The sequence below is a fragment of the Ramlibacter agri genome (assembly GCF_012927085.1).
GTDB classification, from domain to species: domain Bacteria; phylum Pseudomonadota; class Gammaproteobacteria; order Burkholderiales; family Burkholderiaceae_C; genus Ramlibacter; species Ramlibacter agri.
In genome coordinates, this window is the sequence record NZ_JABBFX010000001.1 from 1,940,156 (window position 1) to 1,961,457 (window position 21,302).

The following is a 21,302-nucleotide window of genomic DNA, read 5'->3' on the forward strand; positions in this document are numbered from 1 at the left end:
CATGGAACAGCCCCTGCAGTTCGTCCCCAAAGTGAACCGGCGCCGCGCGCTGGGCCTGATGGCCGCTTCGCTGGCGCTGGGCGGCACCGGCTGCAGCCGGCCGCCGCGCGAAACCATCTATCCCTGGGTCCACATGCCCGAGGCGCGCGCGGCCGGCTTGCCGCTGTTCTATGCCAGCGCCTGCCTGCGCGATGGGCACGGATTGGGCGTGCTCGTAGGCACCGAAGGCGGCCGGCCGATCAAGATCGAAGGCAGTCCCGCGCATCCGTCCAGCCTGGGCGCGACGGATGCGTGGATGCAGGCTTCGGTGCTGGAGCTGTGGGACCCGGACCGCTCCGGCGAAGTGCTGCAGCGCACCGCGCCCGGCGGGCCGCTCGCGGCGTCGAGCTGGTCGGCCTTCGAGACCGCTTGGTCAGGCATGGCGCAGCGCCTGCAGGCGCGCTCCGGCGAAGGCCTGCACCTGCTGACCGGGCCGCTCACTTCACCGACGGTGCGCTTCCAGATCGATGCGCTGCTGAAGCGCTGGCCCAAGGCGCGCTGGACGCAGTACGCGCCGCTGCACGACGAGGCGGCGGAGCAGGGCGCGCAGCTTGCCTTCGGCCAGCCCGTGCAGGCGCTGCGCCACGTGGATCGCGCGCGCTGCATCGTGGCGCTGGGCTCGGATCCGTTCACCGAGGGCCCGGGCGCGCTGCGGCAAGCACTCGACTGGTCCAACCAGCGCCGCGCCGGAGCGCAGCAGGCGGCCCGCCTGTTCGCGGTGGAGGCCACGCCCGGCCTGTTCGGCGCGCGGGCCGACCAGCGCCTCGCGCTGCCGCCGGCGCAGATCGACGCGCTCGTGCAGCGCCTGGCGACGGCGCTGGCCGGCGGCGCCGCGCCGACGGCGGGCTTCGAGGCCGCGCTGCTGCAGGCCTTGCGCGCCGCCGGGCCAGGCAGCCTGCTGGTGCCGGGCGCCTGCCTCTCGCCCGCATCGCACGCGCTGGTGCATGGCATGCACCAGCAGCTGGCCTCGCGCTGCGTCGACGTGCTGGCGCCGATGGCGATGGCGCCCGAGAGCGGGCGGATGCCGGCGCTGCTCGACGCGATGCAGGCGGGCGCGGTCGACACGCTGCTGGTCCTGGACGCCAACCCCTGCTACGCATCGCCTTCGTTCGCCGCGGCGCTGGGACGCGTGCCTGCCAGCATCCACCTGGGCCTGTACACCGACGAGACGGCGCGCTCTTCCACCTGGCACCTGCCGCTGTCGCATGCCTACGAGCAATGGGGCGATGCCCTGGCGCACGACGGCACGGTCACGCTGCTGCAGCCGGCGATCGCGCCGCTGTACGACACGCGCTCGCTGGCCGAAGTGCTGGCGCTGGCCGGCGGCGGCGACGTGCGCGACGGCCATGCCCTGGTGCAGGCGCATTGGCGCCCGTTCTGGAACGCGGACTTCGAAGCGCGCTGGCGCGAGGCGTTGCAGCTCGGTTGCGTGGAAAGCACGCCGGCCCATCCGCTGAAGCTTCGCAGCAAGGGCATGGGCGAACTGCTTGCGGCAACGCCGCCCGAAGCGCCCGCGCTGGTCGCCTTGTTCAGTGCCGATCCTTCGGTGGCCGACGGCCGCTATGCCAACAACGGCTGGCTGCAGGAACTGCCGCGGCCCTTCACCAAGCTGACCTGGGACAACGCGCTCCTGATCGGCCCTGCCACGGCAGCAAGCTATCGCCTGAGCACCGGCGACCGCGTGCGCGCGACGACGGCGCAAGGGCATGTCGACGCGCCGGTGTGGGTGCTGCCCGGCCAGGCCGAGGGTGTGATGACGGTACCTTTGGGCTACGGGCGGACCGCGGCTGGCCACGTCGGCAACGGCGTCGGCTTCGATGGCTACGTGCTGCGCGCCAAAGGAGAGGCCACCGCGCCGCTGCAATTGCAGAAGCTGGCAGACCGGCACGACTTCTCGGTGACGCAGCACGAGATGGACCAGCACGGCCGCGACCTCGCGCGCACCGTCTTGCCCACGGATCGCATCGTCGAGCCTGGGCATGCATCGCTCTATCCGGAGCGGCCGAAGAGCGAAGGCGCGGCCTGGGCGATGACGATCGACCTCGATGCCTGCATCGGCTGCAACGCCTGCACCGCCGCCTGCCAGGCCGAGAACAACATCCCGGTGGTGGGGCGCGAGGAGGTGGCGCGCGGCCACGCCATGCACTGGATCCGCGTCGACCACTATCGCACCGAGGAAGTGGCCGGCAGCATCTTCCAGCCCGTGCCCTGCATGCATTGCGAGGACGCGCCTTGCGAGCTGGTCTGCCCGGTGGGCGCCACCATGCACGACACCGAAGGCCTGAACGTGCAGGTCTACAACCGCTGCATCGGCACCCGCTTCTGCTCCAACAACTGCCCGTACAAGGTGCGGCGCTTCAACTTCCTGCAGTACAGCGACGACCAGCACGAGTCGCTGAAAGGCCAGCGCAATCCCAACGTGACCGTGCGTTCGCGCGGCGTGATGGAAAAGTGCAGCTATTGCCTGCAGCGCGTCGCCCGCGCGCGCCAGCACGAGCAGACCACCGGCCTGCCGGCGGCCGCGGTGGTCACCGCCTGCCAGGCCGCCTGCCCGACGCGCGCCATCTCCTTCGGCGACCTGAACGACAAGGACAGCACCGTGGTGAAGCAGCGTGAATCGCCGCGCCACTACGCGCTGCTGGGCGAGCTGAACACGCGGCCGCGCACCACCTATCTCGCGCGGGTGCGGCGGGAGGAGAAGTGAGCAGCCCGCCCGTCTCGCGCGACATCGGCGTGCTGCGCGCCGGCTGGGGCTACGCCAGCATCAGCGACAAGATCGCCGACCTGGTGCTGACGCGGCCGGTGCGCTGGCCCTGGCTGCTGGCCTTCTTCGGCACGCTGGCGGGCACGGTGGGGTTCGTTGGGGCCATGGGCTACCTGTTCGCGCGCGGGCCGGGCATCTGGGGCATCGACATCCCGGTGGCCTGGGGCTTTGCGATCGCCAACTTCGTGTGGTGGATCGGGATCGGCCATGCCGGCACTTTCATCTCCGCCATCCTGCTGCTGCTGCGGCAGAAGTGGCGGACCTCGATCAACCGCTTCGCCGAGGCGATGACCTTGTTCGCCGCCGGCATGGCGGGCCTGTTCCCCATCCTGCACCTGGGACGGCCCTGGTTCTTCTACTGGATCGCGCCCTACCCGAACCACATGAACGTGTGGCCCAACTGGCGCAGCCCGCTGGTGTGGGACTTCTTCGCCATCGGCACCTACATCATCGTGTCCTTCCTGTTCTGGTACATGGGGCTGCTGCCGGACCTGGCGACCTTGCGCGACCGCGCGCACACCCGCTTCAAGCAGGTCGCCTTCGGCCTGGCGGCGCTGGGCTGGCGCGGCGAGGCGCGCCAGTGGGCGCGGCACCAGTCGGCCTACCTGCTGCTGGCGGGCATCGCGACGCCGCTGGTGGTGTCGGTGCACTCGGTGGTGTCGCTGGACTTCGCCATCGGCAACACGCCGGGCTACCACTCGACCATCTTCCCGCCGTACTTCGTGGCCGGCGCGCTGTTCTCCGGCTTCGCGATGGTGCTCACGCTGGCCATCCCGTTGCGGCGCGCTTTCGGGCTGGAGGACTTCATCACGCCGGTGCACCTGGACCACGCGGCCAAGGTGCTGCTGGCCACCGGGCTGGTGGTGGCCTACGGCTATGCCTGCGAGATCTTCACGTCCTTCTACAGCGGCGACGAGTTCGAGATCGCGATGACGCTGGACCGCTTCGGCGGGGCTTACGCGCCGTTCTACTGGATGATGATGACGTGCAACGTGCTGGTCCCGCAGATCCTGTGGTTCCGGCGCTTCCGCCGCAACGTGCCCTTGCTGTTCGTGCTGAGCCTGCTGGTGAACCTGGGCATGTGGACGGAGCGCGTGATCATCGTGGTGCAGAGCACGCACCGCGACTTCATGCCCTCGGCCTGGGGCCTCTTCATCCCGACGGCCTGGGACTGGGTGTTCCTGCTCGGCTCGATCTGCACCTTCGTCTGGCTGTTCCTGGTCTTCATCCGGCTGCTGCCCGTGATCTCGATCTCGGAGATGCGCGAGCTGGTGCGCGAGAGCGCGGAGGAGGGCCAGTGAGCCGGCCGGCGCTGTGGGGCCTGATGGCCGAATTCGCGACGGCCGATGCGCTGCTGGCCGCGGCGCGCGCGGCGCATGCGGCCGGCTACCGGCGTGCCGAGGCCTACTCGCCCTTCGCGGTGGAAGGGCTGGCCGAGGCGGTGGGCTTCACGGGCAGCCGGGTTCCGCTGTTCACGCTGCTGGGCGCGCTGGCGGGCGGCATCGGCGGCTACTTCCTGCAGTGGTATGCGGCCGTGGTCGACTTCCCGGTCAACGTCGGCGGGCGGCCCTTGAACAGCTGGCCGATGTTCGTGCCCATCACCTTCGAGATGGGCGTGCTGGGCGGCGCCTTCGCCGCGGTTATCGCGATGCTGGTGGGCAGCGGCCTGCCGCGGCTGCGCCATCCGCTGTTCGCCGCGCCGGACTTCGACCTGGCCATGCGCAACCGCTTCTTCCTGTGCCTGCGGGCAGACGAACCTGTGTTCGATCGGGAGAAGGCGGAGGATTTCCTGCGGGGCTTGCAGCCCTTGCTGTGCGTGGAGGTGGCGGCGTGAACAGCCGGACTTGTCTCCTGCTTTCTCTCCTCGCCCTCGCCGGCTGCGAGCGGCAGATGCAAGGCATGTACCACCAGGGGCATTGGGAGCCGGGCGAGGGCAGCGCGATGTTTGCCGATGGCCGCGCGGACCGGCCGCCGCCGCCCGGCAGCATGCCCACGCGCATGGGCGATGCGGCGGCCGTCAGCAGCGGCCATGGCGGGCACGACGAAGTGCTCGCGCGCATGGCCGCCGAGAACGCGACGCGGCTGCCGCCAGTGACGCCCGTGCTGCTGCAGCGCGGCCAGGACCGCTATGCGATCTATTGCCTGCCTTGCCATAGTGCACTGGGCGATGGCGACGGCCCGGTGGTGCGGCGCGGTTTCCCGGCGCCGCCTTCGTATCACCAGCAGCGGCTGCGCGACGCGCCCGACCGCCACTTCTACGACGTCATCAGCCAGGGCTACGGCATCATGCCCTCGTACGCCGACCGCGTGGACCCGCAGGACCGCTGGGCGATCGTGGCCTATGTGCGCGCGCTGCAACTGAGCCAGCATGCGCCGGTGGCGGAGCTGCCGCCTGCCGTGCAGGCGAAGCTCGCGGCCTCGGGAGCGAAGCGATGAAGCGCTGGACCTTGCTCGGTGCCGTCTTGCTGCTGCTTTCGATCGCCGGGTGGCGGCTCGCGCCCCGCCTGTTCCTGGCCGGCTGGTTGAGCGCCTGGTGGTGGTGCCTGGGTCTGGTCCTCGGTTGCTGGGTGAACGCCTGGATGTATCGCCTGACCGGCGGCGCCTGGGGCGAAGCCTTCGCGCAGCTGGCGCCGCGGCTCGCGTCGAGGCTGCCCTGGCTGCTGCTCGCGCTGGTGCCGGTGCTGCTGGGCGTGCCGCTGCTCTATCCCTGGGCCACCGACCGCAGCTGGCTGCATGAAGTCGCGCATCCCGGCTTCCCCGGCCTGTGGCTGTCGCAGCCCTTCTTCTTCGGCCGGCTGGTGGTGTACGCGCTGGCCTGCTGGTGGCTGGCGCGCGGGCTGCGCGACCCGCGCAAGGGCCGCGCCGCGGCCTCGCTGCTGGCGTATGCGGTGGTCGGCACGCTGGGCGCGGTGGACCTGCTGATGTCGCTGCTGCCCCGCTGGTACAGCACGGCCTTCGGGCTGGTCTCGCTGTCGCAGCAGGCGCTGGCCGGTGCGGCACTGGGCACGCTCGCGGCCAGCGTCGGGCCGCGGCCCGCGCCCTGGCGTGACCTGGGCAACCTGCTGCTGATGTGGACCATGAGCTGGGCTTACCTCGCCTTCATGCAGTTCCTGATCATCTGGGCCGAGAACCTGCCGCGCGAGATCGCCTGGTACGTGCCGCGCATGCAGACCGGCTGGCGCTGGGCGGGGCTGGCGCTGGTGCTGCTGCAGCTCGCGATCCCGTTCTCGGCGCTGCTGCTGCGCGCGGTGAAGGACCATCCGGCGCGGCTGCGCTGGGTGGCGGTGCTGCTGCTGGTGGCATCGGCACTGAACGCGGCCTGGACCATCGTGCCCTCGGTGGCGCCGGAGAACCTGCATGCGCTGTGGCTGCTGCCGCTGCTGTTCGCGGGTGCGGCGCTGCTGTTCCTGCCCGGGAGGCTGCATGCCGAAGCGTGAACTGCACGTCAAGGCGGTGGCGCTGTCGGGCGGCGCGATCGCGCTGTCCGTGTTGCTGGCCGTGGGCGCCGTGTTCCTGCTGCTGCGGCACTGGCGGCTGCCGCCTTCGGGCGCCGACTGGCCGACGCCGCCCACCGTCAGCGGTCCGGCCTTGCAGAGCGCGCCGCAACTGGACCTGGTCGCCTACCGCGCCGAGAAGCAGGCCTGGCTCGATGGCGCCGGCTGGGTCGACCCGGGACAAGGCATCGCGCACATCCCGATCGCCGACGCGATGGACCTGCTGGTGCAGCGTTCGGCGGCTGCGCCGAAGCGAGGAGCGCGCCGGTGAAGCGCCGCCTGTTCCTCGCCTTAGGAAGCACGCTGACTGCCGCCGCTTGCCCGCAAGACCTGGGCACGCCGCCGCCGCCGCGCGCGCCATTGCAGCAACTGCCCGGCGCGGCCTTGCCGCTGGCCTTGCCCTTCACCGACCAGGACGGCCACGCGCGCAAGCTGGGCGACTGGTTCGACGGCCGCCGCGCGGTCTTGCTGGTGCCTGGCTACTACCGCTGTCCGCAGCTGTGTGGGTTGGTGATGCATGCGTTGCTCGCTGCTTTGCAACAGGGTGCGGTCGATCGCCGCAGCTTCCGCATCGTGCGCGTCAGTGTCGACCCGCAAGACACGCCGCAGGCGGCGCGGGAGCGGCGCGCGCTCGACCTCGCCTATGCGGACTTCCTGCTCGGTGCCGCCCCGGCCGCCGCGCCGCTGGACCTGAGCTTGCTGGTCGGCGCCGCCGCTGCCACGCAAGCGCTGGCACGCGACATCGGCTTCGACTTCACCGCGCTCGCACCTTCGGGCAGCGACCGCGCCGGCGAACCCGCGCGCTTCGCGCATCCGGCCGCCGTCGTCGTGGCGACGCCGGACGGGCGCGTGTCGCGCTATTTCCCCGGCCTCGACTTCGACCCGGTGGAACTGCGCGTGGCGCTGGCCGAAGCCGCCGGTGGCCGCATCGCCGGCATCAGCGAGCGCTTGGCGCTGCTGTGCGCGCACTACTCGCCGCAAGCGGGCCGTCACAGCGCCGCGGTGATGGACACGACCCGCGTGCTGGGCGTGGCGGGCGCGGCGGCACTGGCCGCCTGGTGCTGGAAGCGGCGCGAGGGCCGGACATGAACAGCACCCTGGCCGAAGCCTCCAGCATCGCGCGCAGCACCGACCTGCTGTTCGGCGCCATGCTGCTGCTGTGCGGCGTGATGGCCATCGGCATCTGCTTCGTGCTGCTCTTTTTCTGCATCCGCTACCGCGCCGGCAACCGGAAGGTGGACCGCGGCGTGGTGGGACGCAAGCTGGGTGTCGAGCTCACGTGGACGCTGGTGCCGCTGGCGCTGTTCATCGTCATCTTCACCTGGGCCGCGCATGATTTCAGCGAGCTGTACCGGCCGCCGGCGGACGCGCTGCCCATCTCGGTGGAGGCCAAGCAGTGGATGTGGAAGCTGCAGCACCGCAACGGCAAGCGCGAGATCAACGAACTGCACGTGCCGCTGGGGCAGCCGGTGAAGCTGGTCATGAGTTCGCAGGACGCGATCCACAGCTTCTTCGTGCCCGCCTTCCGCATCAAGCAGGACGTGGTGCCGGGGCGCTACACCACGCTCTGGTTCACGGCCACGCAGCTGGGCGAGTTCCCCTTGTTCTGCTCGGAGTACTGCGGCAGCTCGCATTCGCAGATGATCGGCCGCATCGTGGTGCTGGCGCCGGCCGACTTCGGCCGCTGGCTGCAGGCCGGAACTTCGCAGCCCAGCCTGGCGCAGTACGGCTATGCGCGTTTCCGCCAACTCGGTTGCAGCGGCTGCCACGCGGCCGGATCGACCGTGCACGCACCGGCGCTGGAAGGCCTGCTCGGGCGCACCGTGCACCTGCAGGACGGCCGCACGCTGGTGGCCGACGAGAACTACATCCGCGACTCCATCCTGCTGCCGCAGAAGGACGTGGTGGCCGGCTTCGCGCCGGTGATGCCGTCCTTCGCAGGGCAGGTGAGTGAAGAAGACATCCAGGGGCTGGTCGCATGGATCCGTTCCACCGGCGGACCGCAGGGAGCACCGCGATGAGTTACCTGGACGAAGGCCACACGATCAAGTCCTGGCTCACGAGCACGGACCACAAGCGCATCGCCATCCTGTATGCGATCTCGATCTCGGTGTTCTTCTTCGTCGGCGGGGCGGCGGCGACGCTGATCCGGCTGGAGCTGGCGACGCCGGCGGGCGACCTGGTTTCGCACGACACCTACAACCGCCTGTTCACCGCGCATGGCGTGATCATGGTCTGGCTGTTCCTGATCCCGTCCATTCCCTCGGTGTTCGGCAACTTCCTGCTGCCGCTGATGATCGGCGCGAAGGACCTGGCCTTTCCGCGCCTGAACCTCCTGAGCTGGTACCTGTATGTGGCCGGCGGCGTGCTGGTGCTCTGCGCGCTGGCCGCGGGTGGCGTCGACACCGGCTGGACCTTCTACACGCCGTATTCGACGATGTTCTCCAACGGCTACGTGGTGCTCACGCTGTTCGGCGTGTTCGTCACCGGCTTCTCGTCCATCCTCACCGGCCTGAACTTCATCGTCACCGTGCACCACCTGCGCATGCCGGGCATGGGCTGGTTCCGGCTGCCGCTGTTCATCTGGGCCATCTACGCGACCAGCCTGATCCTGGTGCTGGCGACGCCGGTGCTGGCCATGACCACCTTGCTGCTGGTGGCCGAGCGCCTGTGGCACATCGGCGTGTTCGACCCGGCGCTGGGCGGCGACCCCATCCTGTTCCAGCACCTGTTCTGGTTCTATTCGCATCCGGCCGTCTACATCATGGTGCTGCCGGCCATGGGCGTGGCCAGCGAGATCATTCCCTGTTTCGCCCGCCAGCGCATCTTCGGCTACCGCTTCATGGCCTATGCCATCCTGGGCATCGCCAGCATCGGCTTCCTGGTCTGGGGCCACCACATGTTCGTCAGCGGCCAGTCGATGGCGGCCAGCATGGTGTTCTCGCTCCTGAGCTTCCTGGTGGCCATCCCCTCGGCGATCAAGGTGTTCAACTGGACGGCCACCTTGTACAAGGGCTCGCTGCGCTTCGAGGCGCCCATGCTCTATGCGCTGGGCTTCGTCGGCCTGTTCATGATCGGCGGGCTGACCGGGCTGTTCCTCGCTTCGCTCGCGCTGGACGTGCACCTGACCGACACCTACTTCGTCGTCTCGCACTTCCACTACATCATGGTCGGCGGCACCGTCATGGCCTACTTCGGCGCTCTCCATTTCTGGTGGCCCAAGGTGACGGGCAAGCTGGTGCCGGACCTGTGGGCCCGCATCGCCGCGGTGCTGATCTTCCTGGGCTTCAACTTCACCTTCTTCCCGCAGTACCTGCTGGGCGTGGCCGGCATGCCGCGCCGCTACCACCAGTACCCGCCGCAGTTCCAGGTGCTGCACCTGCTGTCCTCGGCCGGCGCCGTGGTGCTGGCCATCGGCTACTTGCTGCCGCTGTTCTACCTGGCCTGGTCGCTGCGCTACGGCCAGCGGGCCAGCGCCAACCCTTGGGATGCGCGCGGCCTGGAATGGGAGACGAGCTCGCCGCCGCCCACGCACAACTTCACGCACCCGCCCCAGCTGCCCGAGCGCGTGTATGACTACGACCCGACTTCACCGCGGGCGGTGGCGCAATGAGCGCTGTCACCATGTCCGAGCAGGGCGAGGCGCCGCGTCTCGGCATGTGGGTGTTCCTGGCTTCCGAGTTCCTGTTCTTCGGCGGCTTGCTGCTGGCCTATGTCTATGCGCGCAGCCACTGGCCCGAGGGCTTCGCGCAAGCCGGCAGCCACACGCACGTTGTGCTGGGCACCTTGAACACGGCGCTGTTGCTCACGAGCAGTGCGGTGATCGCGGTGGCCGTGGCCTGCGCGGAGGACTACCGGCGCTGGAGCCGGCGCCTGCTGTGGGTGACCTTCGTGCTGGGCCTGGCCTTTCTCGCCGTCAAAGGCCTCGAATACTGGAAGGAGTGGGGCGAGCACCTGGTGCCGGGACCCGACTTCGCGCTGCATGCGCCCGGCGCCGAACTGTTCTTCCTGCTCTATTTCCTGCTGACCGGCGTGCACACCGTGCACATGCTGGCCGGGCTGGTCGTCGTCGGCACGCTGGCCGGACGCGGCGCGCGCGAAGCCACGCACGTCGAGGTCGGCGCGCTGTACTGGCACTTCGTCGACATCGTCTGGATCTTCCTGTATCCCTTGCTGTACCTCGTGGGGAGGGCGTCGTGAACCAGGACAAGGACAAGGCGTTCCGCGCGCACCTGCGCCGGCTCGTGTTCGCGTGGGTCGCGCTGCTGGTGCTGATGTTCACCAGCCTCGCCACGGCCTTCGTGCCGCTGGGCACCGGCAACCTGGTGGCGGGCCTCGCCATCGCGACGGTGAAGGCGGCGCTGGTGATCGCCATCTTCATGGGCCTGCTGCGCGAGCAGATGGCGGTGCGGCTGGCGGCCGCGTTCGCGCTCGGCCTGTGGCTGGTGATGGTGGGCCTGAGCGGCGTCGACTACGCGACCCGGCCGCATGCGCCGGCCACTTTCCAGGGGAACGGCCGATGAGCGCTCCCGTGGTCGTGGTGACGGGTGCGTCGGCGGGCATCGGCCGCGCGATCGCGCGCGAGTTCGCGTCGCATGGCTGGCGCGTGGCGCTGCTCGCGCGCGGCGTGGACGGGCTGGAAGGCGCGAAGGCCGACGTCGAAAGCCTGGGCGGCGAGGCACTGGTGTTGCCCACGGACGTCGCCGACGAGCACCAGGTGGAAGCGGCCGCCGCGGCCGTGGAGGCCTGGGGCGGCAGCATCGACGTGTGGGTCAACGACGCGATGGCGACCATCTTCGCGCCCGCCGACCAGATCGCGCCGGCCGACTGGCGTCGCGCCACGGAGGTGACCTACCTGGGCGCGGTGTGGGGCACGCTGGCCGCGCTGCGGCGGATGAAGCCGCGCAATCGCGGGACCATCGTGCAGGTGGGGTCGGCGCTGGCGTATCGCTCGATTCCGCTGCAGGCGCCGTATTGCGCGGCGAAGGCGGCGATCCGCGGCTTCACCGATTCCGTCCGCTGCGAACTGGACCACGACGGGAGCGGCGTGCACATCACGATGGTGCAGCTGTCGGCCTTCAACACGCCGCAGTTCGACTGGGGCCGCACGACCTTGAAGAAGCGGCCCCGTCCCATGGGCAAGATCTTCCAGCCGGAAGTGGCGGCCCGTGCCGTGTACTACGCGGCGACGCACAAGCGGCGCGAGCTGTGGGTGGGCTGGCCGGCGGTGCAGGCGATCCTGGGGACGAAGCTCTTTCCGGGCCTGCTCGATCGCTTTCTCGGCAAGACGGCGGTCGATGGGCAGCACACGGACGAACCCTTGCCGCCGGACCGGAAGGACAATTTGTGGGAGCCGGTGCCGGGCGACCACGGGGCGCATGGGCGCTTCGATGCGCAGGCGCATGGCCAGAGTACGCAGGTGACCGTGAACCTGAACCGCGGGTGGGTGGTGGGCGGTTTCGTGGCGGCGTTGTTGGTGGCACGCGCCTGGCGCCGTTCACGGTGAGGCGCCCCACATGGCGCCCGTTTTCAGCGTGGAGGCAAGGCGCGAGCCAAGACTTCCGCCAGGTGCATCGGCTCCCGCTCGGTGCATTGCGAGATCTGCTCGCGGCAGCTGAAGCCATCCGCGATCACGAGCGTGCCTGATTCGGCGGAGCGCACCGCCGGCAACAGCACCCGCTCGCCGCAGGCGATCGACACCTCGTACTTGTCGTTATCGAAGCCGAACGAGCCCGCCATCCCGCAGCAGCCGCTGTCCGGCACGTCCAGTTCCAGCTTCAGGCGATCGCGCAGCAAGGAGAGCTCCGCATCCATGCCCAGCACGCCCTTGTGGTGGCAATGCCCATGCACCAGCGCCTTGGACGCTGGCGGGTTCAGCTCGAGCCCGGGCGCATGCTTCTGCAGGAAATCCGGCAGCAGCAGCGACTGCATGCGCAGGCGCTTCGCTTGCTCGTCGTGCGGCAGCATCATCGGCAGTTCCTCCTGCAGCACCGACTGGCAGGCCGGCTCCAGCAGCACGATGGGCGTGCCGGCGCGCAGGTCGTCGCCCAGCGCCTCGACGATGCGCTTCAGGTAGGCGCGCGCTTCGTCCAGCAAGCCGGCTTCGTACAGGGGCCGGCCGCAGCACAGGCCGGCCGGCGGCAGCCGCACTTCATGGCCGGCGCGGCGCAGCACCTGCACCGCCGCATCCAGCACCTGCGGATGGAAGTGGTTGTTGAAGGTGTCGGGCCACAGCAGCACCGCGCCGGCGCCGCAACCCGCCTGCGGCCGGAAGCCCGCGCGGAAAGTGCGCGCGGCCAGGCGCGGCATCCGGCGCTGCGGCGCCACGTTCGCCAGCCGGCGCGCCAGCGAGGTGTTCGCCAGCGCGTTCGCCAGCCCCGGCGCATGCGCGCCCAGCCGCGCCCAGCGGTCGATGTACGCGAACACCTTGGCCGACAGCGGCCGCGCGTGGTGCTCGTAGTAGTGCGAGAGGAACTCCGCCTTGTACGCCGCCATGTCCACGTGCACCGGGCATTCGGCCTTGCAGCCCTTGCAGGACAGGCACAGGTCCAGCGCCTCCTTCACGGCCGGCTCGCGCCAGCCCTGCTTGAGGATGCCGCCCTGGCGCCCGCCATTGAGCATCTCGAACAGCAGGTGGGCGCGGCCCCGCGTGGAATGCATCTCCTCGCCCGTGGCCATGTAGCTGGGGCACATGCTGCCCTTCTTCTTGCGGCACTCGCCTACGCCCACGCAGCGCAGCAGGGTGCGGCCGAAGTCGCCGCTGTCGGCGGCGAAGTGCATGACGGTTTCCACCGGCTCCGGGCGGTAGGTGGGGCCGATGCGCAGGTTCTCGTCGGCGCGGAAGGCGCGCACGATCTTGCCTGGGTTCATGCGGCCCTGCGGATCCCAGATGGCCTTGAACTCCTCGAAGGCGGCTATCAGGTCCGGCCCGAACATGATGGGCAGCAGTTCCGCCTTGGACTGGCCGTCGCCATGCTCGCCCGAGATCGAGCCGCCCAGGCTCACCACCAGCTCCGCGGCCTCGTGCAGGAAGCGGCGGAACTTGGCGATGCCGTCGGCCGTCTCCAGGTCGAAGTCGATGCGCGTGTGCACGCAACCCTGGCCGAAGTGGCCATACAGGTCGCAGCCATAGCCGTAGCGGTCGAACAGTGCGCGCAGCTTGCGCAGGTATTCGCCCAGCTTCGCCGGCGGCACCGAGGAATCCTCCCAGCCCTCCCAGGTGATGGGCTGTTCGGGCACGTGGGCGGTCGCGCCCAGGCCGGCTTCGCGCACGCGCCAGATTTGTTTCTCCTTGCCGGCGTCGTCGATGATCTCCATCTCCGGGGCGTCGTCCTTGCCGCGCAGCTTGTCCATCAACTTCCTCGCCTTGGCGTCGGCTTCCTCGCGCGTGTCGCCGCCGAACTCCACCAGCAGCCAGCCGCCGCCCTTGGGCAGCAGCTTCACGTCCTGCGGATGCAGGTGCGTGCGCTTCATGTCCTGCACCAGCCGGTCGTCCATGCCTTCGACGGCGATCGGCCCGGCTTCCATCACCTCGGGGATGTGGTCGGCCGCTTCGTAGACGCTGGGGTAGCCCAGTACCAGCAGCGTGCGCGACTTCGGGTCGGGCAGCAGGCGCAGCGTGGCTTCGAGCACGATGACGCAAGTGCCTTCGCTGCCCACCACGGCCTTGGCCAGGTCGAAGCTCTCCGGCAGCAGGGCCGGCAGGTTGTAGCCGGAGACGCGGCGCGGGATCGGCGGGAAGCGTTCGCGGATCGCAGCGGCATGGCGCGCGCCCAGCGCCTTCAACTGGCTCGCGATCTCGGCCGCGCGGCCGCCGGCCGCCTGCATGCGAGCCTCGGCGGTGGCGTCCAGGGTCAGCAGCAGGCCGTCGTAGGTGAGCACCTGCAGCGCGATCACGTTGTGCACGGTCTCGCCACCCATCACCGAATGCGGGCCGCAGGAGTTGTTGCCGATCATGCCGCCCAGCGTGTTGTGCGTGTGGGTGGCGGGATCGGGCGCGAAGGTGAGCCCATGCTCCTTCGCCTGGTCGCGCAGGTCGTCGAGCACCACGCCGGGCTGCACGCGCGCCGTGCGCGCCTGCGGGTCGATGGCGAGCACCCGGTGCATGTACTTGGAGAAGTCCAGCACCACGGCCACGTTGCAGCACTGCCCGCAGAGGCTGGTGCCGCCGCCGCGCGGCAGCACCGGCGCGCCGAACTGGCGGCAGGCCGCGACGGTGGCGACCACGTCCTCCACTGTCTCCGGGAGCACGACGCCGATAGGCACCTGCCGGTAGTTGGACGCATCGGCCGCGTACAAGGCGCGGCTGCCATCGTCGAAGCGTACTTCGCCTTGCACGGTGCGGCGCAGCGCCTGTTCCAGCGCAGCCACGTCGATGGCCGCGCCGGGCCCGCTCATGTCGGTCACAACGATTCCTCCCGGGCGCCGTGGGCCCACGGGTTGGAGCAGGGCGGAACGCAGGTCGTTCTCGGCCTTGCGCGACTCATTTGTGCAAATGTGAAAGGGAGCTTAGGCAATCCGATCGATGGACAGCGGGGCGGCCCGGCAGTAAAAGGCGGGCACGGAGGAAGAAATGACTACGGAAGTCGCGCCGAACGCGCCGCCGCCGCGCGCAATGCATGCGGTTCCCGGCCCCCGGGGCTGGCCGCTGCTGGGCATCGCGCCCCGCGTCAAGCTGGAATCCTTTCACCGCCAGCTCGAGGACTGGAGCCGCGAGTACGGCGAGGTGTTCGCCTTCCGGCTGGGCCGCAGGCCCTTCCTGGCCGTTTCCAACCCGGAGGTCATCGCTTCGGTGCTGCGGCGCCGGCCGGAGGTGTTCCGGCGCGGCGCGCGGCTGGAAGCCACCTCGCGCGAGATCGGCTTCCTCGGCCTGTTCTCGTCCAACGGCGACACCTGGCGGCGGCAGCGGCCCATGGTGCTCGCGGGCCTGGACCCGGCGCACATCCGCAGCTACCTGCCGGCGATGTCGGAGATCACGCAGACGCTGCGGCGGCGCTGGCTGGAAGCTGCGCAGAAGGGCCACGAGATCGACGTGCTCGCCGACCTGATGCGCTACACGGTGGACGTGACCACCTGCCTGGCTTTCGGGCACAACCTCAACACGCTGGAGGCCAGCAGCGAGACGGCGATCCAGCAGCACCTGAACGTCATCCTGCCGGCGCTGTTCAAGCGCCTGCTGACGCCTTTCGAGCTCCCGCGCTGGATGCGCAATCGCTCGTTGCGGCACCACGTGGTGGCGCTGCGCGCCGAGGTTCAGGCCTTCATCGCGCGGGCGCGGGCGCAACTGGACGAGCGGCCCGAGCTGCGCGAGCGGCCCGAGAACCTGATCCAGGCGCTGATCGCCGCCAGCCAGAAAGGGCAGCAGGGCATCACCGACGAGGACGTCGCGGGCAATGTGCTGACCATGCTGCTGGCCGGCGAGGACACCACGGCGCATACGCTGGCCTGGCTGTTCTGGCTGCTGGGCCGGCATCCGCAGGCGGTGGCCATGGCACGCGCGGAAGTGGACGCGGTGCTGCCACCCGATGGCGTGGCCTGCAGCGTCGAGCAGCTGGCGGGCCTGGACGAAGTGGAGGCCTGCGCCAGCGAGGCGATGCGGCTGAAGCCGGTGGCGCCGCTGCTGATGAACGAGGTGGGCGAGGACACCGAGGTGGCCGGCGTGCTGGTGCCCAAGGGCGCCATCGTCGCCTGCCTGCTGCGGCGGCCGGCGCTGGACGAGGGCCAGTTCCCGGACCCGCAGCGCTTCGACCCGAGCCGCTGGCGCACCGGGCAGCCCGGCGCGAAGTCGCTGTCCTCCGCCAAGCGCGCGGTCATGCCCTTCGGCGCCGGCCCGCGCATGTGCCCGGGCCGCTACCTGGCGATGACGGAGGTGAAGATGGTCACGGCGATGCTGCTGGCCAACTTCGACTTGGAGTTCGTGGGCGTGCCCGGCCGCGACGAGCCGGCGGAGCGGATGGCGCTGACGATGGCGCCGGTGGATCTGAAGATGCGTCTCCGGCTGCGGTCCCGGTAATCATGTAGGGTGCGCAGCTCCGCTGCGCACCGCACGCGGTCGTCCTCGCGCGGTGCGCAGCAAGCTGCGCACCCTACATCAGGCCAGCAGCCCGTGTTCTGCCAACGCCTGCCGCACATCCCCCGGCCCGCGCACCAGCACCGCCTGCAGCCCGCACTTCCGCGCCGCTTCCACATTCACCGCCAGGTCATCGAAGAACAGCGCCCGCGGCGCGGCGACGCCGATCGCGCGCAGCACGTGGCCGAAAGACTCCGGGTGCGGCTTGCGGTGGCCGATGTCGTGCGAGGCGAACACATGCTCGAAGCGCTCCAGCATGCCGGGGAAGGCGCTGCGCATGTGCGCGAGGTGCACGGGGTTGGTGTTGCTGATCGCGTAGCAGGGCACGCGGCCGCGCACCTGGTCGATCATGCCTAGCGTCTCGGCTATGCCGCCGACCAGGATGGTGTTCCAGCCTTCGCGCAACGTTGCTTCGTTGCAGCCCAGGGCCAGCTGCGTGCGCAGGTGGCGGAAGTAGTCGTCCGGAGCGAGGTGGCCGGTTTCGTGCCGCTCGTAAGGCTCGTCGAACTGCAACCATTGCCGCATTGCCGCCGGGTCCCGCGCCGAATGCGGCGCCCAGTGCGCGAAGGCGCGCTCGAAGTCGATGTCCACGACCACGCCGCCGAGGTCGAACAGGAGGGCTTGCGGAGTGTCCTGCATGGACGCTATCGTAGGGCGCAAGGAGGCGTCATGCGCAACTTCTGGGGAACGCTGGCCGGCTTCGTCTTCGTGGCCGCCGCGCAAGCCGACACGGCCTGGCCGACGCAGGGCTGGAGCACCGCGACGCCCGAGTCGCAAGGCATGTCCTCGCCGGCCCTGCAGTCGCTGCTGGACTTCGGCCAGGCCAACCAGGCCGACAGCGTGCTCGTCACCCGCCATGGCCGCATCGTGCTGGAGGCCTACTACGGCCCTTACGAAGCCGGCCAGCTGCACGCCATCAACTCCGCCACCAAGACCGTCACCTCCGCGCTGGTGGGCCTGGCCGTCGCCCAGGGCCTGCTGCCGCCGGCCGAGACGCCGGTCGTGGAGCTGATGCGCGGACGCACGCCGGCCAACCTCGATGCGCGCAAGCAGGCGATGCAGCTGCAGCACCTGCTGGACATGGATTCCGGCATCGCCTGGATCGAGCCGTTGGCCGACGCCGTGCCCGAGACCGCGCTGAAGATGTACGCCAGCCGCGACTGGGTGCAGTTCGTGCTGGACCAGCCGATGGCGCAGGCGCCCGGCGCCGGCTTCAACTACAACAGCGGCAACTCGCAGCTGGCCTCGGCCATCCTGGCGCAGGCGGCCGGCATGACGACCGAGGACTACGCCGCGAAGCAGCTGTTCGCGCCGCTGGGCATCACGCAATGGCGCTGGCGCAAGGACCCGGGCGGCACCAGCACCGGCGGCTTCGGCCTGTACCTGCACCCGCGCGACATGGCCAGGCTCGGCCTGCTGCAACTGCGGCACGGCGAATGGGAGGGCCGGCAACTGCTGCCGCGCGCCTGGGTGGACCGCGCCTTCGCCGCCAGCCTGCCGATGACGCCCGGGCCGGGCGCGGACTTCCGCTATGCCAACGGCTGGTGGACCTTGCCGGCGCGCGGCGCCTTCATGGCGGTGGGCTTCAACCGCCAATTGATCGTGGTGCTGCCGCGCGAGGACGTCGTTGCCGTGCTCACCGGCCGCCGCCACTACGACCTGGGCGCGATGCTGGACGTGCTGCAGCGCGCCGTCCGTTCGGAGCAAGCCTTGGCCGAGGATCCGGCCGCGGCCCAGGCGCTCGCCACGAAGGTGCGTGCGCTGGCGACGGAGCCGGAACCGGTCGCACTGCCGCCGCCCGCTCTGGCGCAGCGCGTGTCGGGCCGCACGTGGAAGGCCGACCCGAACCGGATGGGCATCGCGCAGTTCACGCTGCGCCTGGGCGAGCGCAACGAATGCGAGATCGTCACCGCCAGTGGCGGCACCGAGGTGCTGCCGCTCGGGCAGCCGGGCCAGCCGGCACGGACGCAGGGCGCGCGCGGCCTCACCGTGACACGGGCCTTCTGGACGGGCGAATCGACGCTGGCGGTGCAGGTCCGCTACGTCAACGAGGGCGGCGTGGCCTCCTGGGTGCTGCGCTTCGACGGTGACCGGGTGGAGGTGGCCTTCTCCAGCACGGTGAACGGCTTCGCGGCGAAGTTCGCGGCGCAAGCGGTGGATTAGTCCGCGACCAGCCAGCTCACCGCGTCGGTGAAGTTGGTGAACACCTGCAGTTGCATGCCCTCGGCGCGGGCGGCCGACTCGCTGATGCGGGTGAGCTTTTCTTGCGGCACCAGCGAAGCCACCTTCTCCATGTGGCCCAGGTACTGGACGGCCAGCAGGCCGATGGCCTGCTGCTCCTTGGCGCCGAAGGTGCCCACGACATCGAGCAGGTTCACCAGGAGCCGGCGGTCGCCGTGCTGCCGGGTGCAGGCCGCGATCTCGACCAGCACCGGCTCGGCGCTTTCCAGGAAGGCGAGGGCGCTGACCTCGGCCAGCGCCATCTTCGGCCCGTGCTTGTACGTAAGCTTGTAAGCCATGGACGTTGTTCTTCTCCCCAACCCGCCATCTTGCCCGAAGCCCGGGGTGGTTGCTTGCGATGGGGCAAGAATCTACACCGCGCCGCGGGGGTGCGTGGGATCGACCCAAAGCACCTGTTCTGGTTTTTCGACCGGTTCGATGTCCAGGTTGACCGCGACGGCCTCGCCGTCGCTGCGGCACAGGACGCACTCCAGCACCTCGGTGCGGCTGGCATTGATCTCCTGGTGCGGCACATAGGGCGGCACGTAGATGAAGTCGCCCGGGCCGGCTTCCGCCGTGAACTCCAGGTGCTCGCCCCAGCGCATGCGCGCGCGGCCCTTCACCACGTAGATCACGCTTTCCAGCGGGCCATGGTGGTGGGCGCCGGTCTTGGCATCGGGGTGGATGTGGACGGTGCCGGCCCACAGCTTCTGCGCGCCGACGCGGGCGAAGTTGATCGCGGCCTTGCGGTCCATGCCCGGCGTCTGCGCCGTGTTCGCATCGAGCTGGTTGCCGGGGATGACGCGCACGCCGTCGTGCTTCCAGGCCGGCTCGTCGTGGGTGTGCTTGCTGCTCATGGGGTTGCAGCGTAGGACAATCGCCGCATGCCCGCAATGCTGCCGCTCCTGACCGCCGACGATCTCCGGCGCATTCCCGCGCAAGCGGCCTGCCCCGCATGCGCCGCGCTGGTTTGCCCGGGCTGGGAGGCGCTCTCCGGCACGTTCGACCGCGACCGGCTGGAGGCTGTGGGCACCTTGCGCGACCCGGCGGACGAAGACCCGACCCTGGAGGAGGTCCACCCCGCCGGCACGACCCTGTGGTCGCCGGCGGCGCCGATCGCGCCTGGGTACTTCCCGTACAACCGCAGCGAGCTGTGGCGCTGCACGGCCTGCCACCGGCCTTTCCTTCGGTACACGGAGTACGGCGGGTACTACGTGGAAGAGCGCATCCGCGAGCTCGACCCTGGCCTGGTCACGGGCGCATAATCCGCCGAACATGCAGCTTCAGTCCGGGGACCTGGTCCGCCACAAGGATGGCGGGCCTCTGATGTTGGTGCGGGTCGCGAGCGACGACCTGGCCGTCTGCGTCTGGTTCGACGAGCACTGCAAGCCCTGCATCGGCACCTTCCTGGCCGTGTCCATGGTCGACATGAACTCCGCCCGGCGCGAGGTTGCAGCCCAGGCCTGAGCGCCCCTGCGCTGGACCGTCCAGCGATGTAGGAACCTGCCGACACTCAGCCTTTGCCGGCTCCTACTGCCGCGGGTGCGCCTGGTCCGTTCTTGGGAAAGGGCCCAGACCCTAGCATTTGCTCACCTACCAGAAAGGACCTACAGCATGAAGAAGGACATCGTTGCACTGGCCGCCGCCGTCTGCTGCGCCCTCGCGGGCTCCGCATTTGCCGCCGACGCGGCACCTGGCATGGACAAGAACGCCTACAAGGCCGAGAAGGACCAGATCAGCTCCACCTACAAGGCCGACAAGAAGGCTTGCGACCCGATGAAGGCCAACGCCAAGGACATCTGCAAGGCCGAGGCCAAGGGCAAGGAGAAGGTCGCCAAGGCCGAACTCGAAGCCAAGTACAAGCCCAGCCCCAAGCACGACGCCGACGTGACCAAGGCCAAGGCCGATGCCGACTACGACGTCGCCAAGGAGAAGTGCGACGACCAGAAGGGCAACGCCAAGGACGTGTGCAAGAAGGAAGCCAAGGCCGCGCACACCGCCGCCAAGGGCGAGGCGAAGGTCGAAAAGACCGCCGCCGAGAAGGGCGCCGGCTCCGCCGCCGTGGCCAAGAAGGAAGCGGACGTCAAGGAAGACACCAACGACAAGCTGTACGCCGCCGACAAGGAGAAGTGCGACACGCTCAAGGGTGACACCAAGGACAAGTGCGTCGCCGACGCGAAGAAGAAGTACGGCAAGTCCTGATCGACAAGGACAGAGGGCGGCCTGGCCGCCCTTCTTGTTTGCATCGGCAATGAAAAAGGGCGGCTGGGCCGCCCTTTTCACTGCCTGCTCGCGTGTCAGCCGTTGCGGCGGACGATCTCGCGGTGCACCACCACGTCGCGGTCGTGGTCGCGGTGGCCGTAGGCCAGGTGGCGGCCGTGGTCATAGTGCTCGCGGTACATCACGCGGTGCTGGTGGTGCCAGTAGTGCGGGTGCTCGTACATCACGCGGCGATGCACCACGACCGGCGTGGTGTGCGTCGTCACGCGGCGCATCTTGTGCACCACGCGCGTGCCGTCGGGCGTCTCGACGCGCTTCGTCACGTGGGTCACTTCGCCGTTGGGGCCGACCTGCACGCTGCGGTGCACTTCGGTCTGCGCGAAGGCGGCGGTACCGGCCACTGCCAGGGCGGCGGCGAGGGTGAGGGCGCTGAATTTCATGAGGGACTCCTTTGCTGTTGGATGTGGAGACAGGATGCCTTGCGAGGGCACATCTC

The 21,302-nt window shown here is 69.8% G+C and carries 22 protein-coding genes; 17 read left to right on the forward strand and 5 right to left on the reverse strand.

The genetic code is table 11. From position 1 onward, the window contains the following. The first annotated feature begins 1 nt into the window (after position 1). Genes HHL11_RS09400 through HHL11_RS09455 form a run of 12 tightly spaced genes read left to right on the forward strand, consistent with a single transcriptional unit; the run spans position 2 to position 11,803 of the window. Positions 2-2,743, forward strand: a complete 2,742-nt coding sequence (locus HHL11_RS09400) for a 4Fe-4S dicluster domain-containing protein (protein ID WP_169418136.1) — start codon at positions 2-4, stop codon at positions 2,741-2,743. Next, a complete protein-coding gene (gene nrfD, locus HHL11_RS09405; protein WP_169418137.1) occupies positions 2,740-4,104 on the forward strand; it encodes an NrfD/PsrC family molybdoenzyme membrane anchor subunit in 1,365 nt (454 codons plus the stop codon). Before HHL11_RS09400 ends, nrfD begins: the two co-directional genes overlap by 4 nt. Further along, positions 4,101-4,637 carry a DUF3341 domain-containing protein gene (locus tag HHL11_RS09410; RefSeq protein WP_342593193.1) on the forward strand — a complete coding sequence of 179 codons (537 nt, stop codon included), beginning with the start codon at positions 4,101-4,103 and terminating at the stop codon, positions 4,635-4,637. Before nrfD ends, HHL11_RS09410 begins: the two co-directional genes overlap by 4 nt. Further along, a complete protein-coding gene (locus tag HHL11_RS09415; protein WP_342593194.1) occupies positions 4,634-5,239 on the forward strand; it encodes a c-type cytochrome in 606 nt (201 codons plus the stop codon). Before HHL11_RS09410 ends, HHL11_RS09415 begins: the two co-directional genes overlap by 4 nt. Beyond that, positions 5,236-6,240 (forward strand): hypothetical protein, encoded by a 1,005-nt coding sequence (locus HHL11_RS09420; RefSeq protein WP_205964234.1) that lies wholly within the window; start codon positions 5,236-5,238, stop codon positions 6,238-6,240. Before HHL11_RS09415 ends, HHL11_RS09420 begins: the two co-directional genes overlap by 4 nt. Further along, a complete protein-coding gene (locus tag HHL11_RS09425; protein WP_169418138.1) occupies positions 6,227-6,568 on the forward strand; it encodes a hypothetical protein in 342 nt (113 codons plus the stop codon). Before HHL11_RS09420 ends, HHL11_RS09425 begins: the two co-directional genes overlap by 14 nt. Beyond that, the gene (locus tag HHL11_RS09430; RefSeq protein ID WP_169418139.1) at positions 6,565-7,386 is read left to right on the forward strand and encodes an SCO family protein; all 822 of its coding nucleotides are present in this window, start codon (positions 6,565-6,567) and stop codon (positions 7,384-7,386) included. The genes HHL11_RS09425 and HHL11_RS09430 overlap by 4 nt, the downstream gene beginning before the upstream one ends. Beyond that, entirely contained in the window at positions 7,383-8,318 is a 936-nt protein-coding gene (gene coxB, locus HHL11_RS09435; protein ID WP_169418140.1) for a cytochrome c oxidase subunit II, read from the forward strand. Before HHL11_RS09430 ends, coxB begins: the two co-directional genes overlap by 4 nt. Beyond that, positions 8,315-9,910 (forward strand): cytochrome c oxidase subunit I, encoded by a 1,596-nt coding sequence (ctaD, locus tag HHL11_RS09440; protein ID WP_240980037.1) that lies wholly within the window; start codon positions 8,315-8,317, stop codon positions 9,908-9,910. The genes coxB and ctaD overlap by 4 nt, the downstream gene beginning before the upstream one ends. After that, positions 9,907-10,497: a cytochrome c oxidase subunit 3 gene (locus HHL11_RS09445; RefSeq protein ID WP_169418142.1), complete on the forward strand. Its 591-nt coding sequence runs from the start codon at positions 9,907-9,909 to the stop codon at positions 10,495-10,497. The genes ctaD and HHL11_RS09445 overlap by 4 nt, the downstream gene beginning before the upstream one ends. After that, positions 10,494-10,820, forward strand: a complete 327-nt coding sequence (locus tag HHL11_RS09450; protein ID WP_169418143.1) for a cytochrome C oxidase subunit IV family protein — start codon at positions 10,494-10,496, stop codon at positions 10,818-10,820. Before HHL11_RS09445 ends, HHL11_RS09450 begins: the two co-directional genes overlap by 4 nt. After that, the gene (locus HHL11_RS09455) at positions 10,817-11,803 is read left to right on the forward strand and encodes an SDR family oxidoreductase (protein WP_169418144.1); all 987 of its coding nucleotides are present in this window, start codon (positions 10,817-10,819) and stop codon (positions 11,801-11,803) included. The genes HHL11_RS09450 and HHL11_RS09455 overlap by 4 nt, the downstream gene beginning before the upstream one ends. A 23-nt stretch (positions 11,804-11,826) precedes the next feature. On the opposite strand, the gene HHL11_RS09460 is transcribed toward HHL11_RS09455, so the two are convergent. Next, positions 11,827-14,694, reverse strand: coding sequence for an FAD-binding and (Fe-S)-binding domain-containing protein (locus HHL11_RS09460; protein ID WP_169419976.1), 2,868 nt, complete (start codon positions 14,692-14,694; stop codon positions 11,827-11,829). 175 nt (positions 14,695-14,869) lie between these two features. Between HHL11_RS09460 and HHL11_RS09465 the strand changes: the two genes are divergently transcribed. After that, complete coding sequence (locus HHL11_RS09465; protein ID WP_169418145.1) at positions 14,870-16,309, forward strand: cytochrome P450; 1,440 nt, start codon at positions 14,870-14,872, stop codon at positions 16,307-16,309. 78 nt (positions 16,310-16,387) lie between these two features. Here HHL11_RS09465 and HHL11_RS09470 read toward each other — a convergent pair whose 3' ends face one another. Further along, a complete protein-coding gene (locus tag HHL11_RS09470) occupies positions 16,388-17,005 on the reverse strand; it encodes an HAD family hydrolase (RefSeq protein WP_169418146.1) in 618 nt (205 codons plus the stop codon). A gap of 30 nt (positions 17,006-17,035) precedes the next feature. Here HHL11_RS09470 and HHL11_RS09475 point away from each other — a divergent pair, with 30 nt between their 5' ends. Beyond that, positions 17,036-18,529, forward strand: a complete 1,494-nt coding sequence (locus tag HHL11_RS09475; protein WP_169418147.1) for a serine hydrolase domain-containing protein — start codon at positions 17,036-17,038, stop codon at positions 18,527-18,529. On the opposite strand, the gene HHL11_RS09480 is transcribed toward HHL11_RS09475, so the two are convergent. Continuing rightward, complete coding sequence (locus HHL11_RS09480; RefSeq protein ID WP_169418148.1) at positions 18,526-18,885, reverse strand: hypothetical protein; 360 nt, start codon at positions 18,883-18,885, stop codon at positions 18,526-18,528. The genes HHL11_RS09475 and HHL11_RS09480 overlap by 4 nt on opposite strands. A 72-nt stretch (positions 18,886-18,957) precedes the next feature. Next, positions 18,958-19,443: a cupin domain-containing protein gene (locus tag HHL11_RS09485; RefSeq protein WP_169418149.1), complete on the reverse strand. Its 486-nt coding sequence runs from the start codon at positions 19,441-19,443 to the stop codon at positions 18,958-18,960. A 27-nt stretch (positions 19,444-19,470) separates the two neighbouring features. On the opposite strand from HHL11_RS09485, the gene HHL11_RS09490 reads away from it, so the two are divergent. The 3 genes from HHL11_RS09490 to HHL11_RS09500 all read left to right on the forward strand — a co-directional run bounded on the left by HHL11_RS09490 (position 19,471) and on the right by HHL11_RS09500 (position 20,788). Further along, a complete protein-coding gene (locus HHL11_RS09490; protein ID WP_240980038.1) occupies positions 19,471-19,851 on the forward strand; it encodes a hypothetical protein in 381 nt (126 codons plus the stop codon). Between the two features lie 10 nt (positions 19,852-19,861). Then, positions 19,862-20,053 carry a YodC family protein gene (locus tag HHL11_RS09495; protein WP_169418150.1) on the forward strand — a complete coding sequence of 64 codons (192 nt, stop codon included), beginning with the start codon at positions 19,862-19,864 and terminating at the stop codon, positions 20,051-20,053. Positions 20,054-20,200: 147 nt separating this feature from the next. Then, positions 20,201-20,788, forward strand: a complete 588-nt coding sequence (locus HHL11_RS09500) for a hypothetical protein (RefSeq protein ID WP_169418151.1) — start codon at positions 20,201-20,203, stop codon at positions 20,786-20,788. A gap of 95 nt (positions 20,789-20,883) precedes the next feature. Here the strand turns inward: HHL11_RS09500 and HHL11_RS09505 are convergent, their stop codons facing one another. Next, positions 20,884-21,246, reverse strand: coding sequence for a hypothetical protein (locus HHL11_RS09505; protein ID WP_169418152.1), 363 nt, complete (start codon positions 21,244-21,246; stop codon positions 20,884-20,886). Positions 21,247-21,302: the final 56 nt, after the last annotated feature.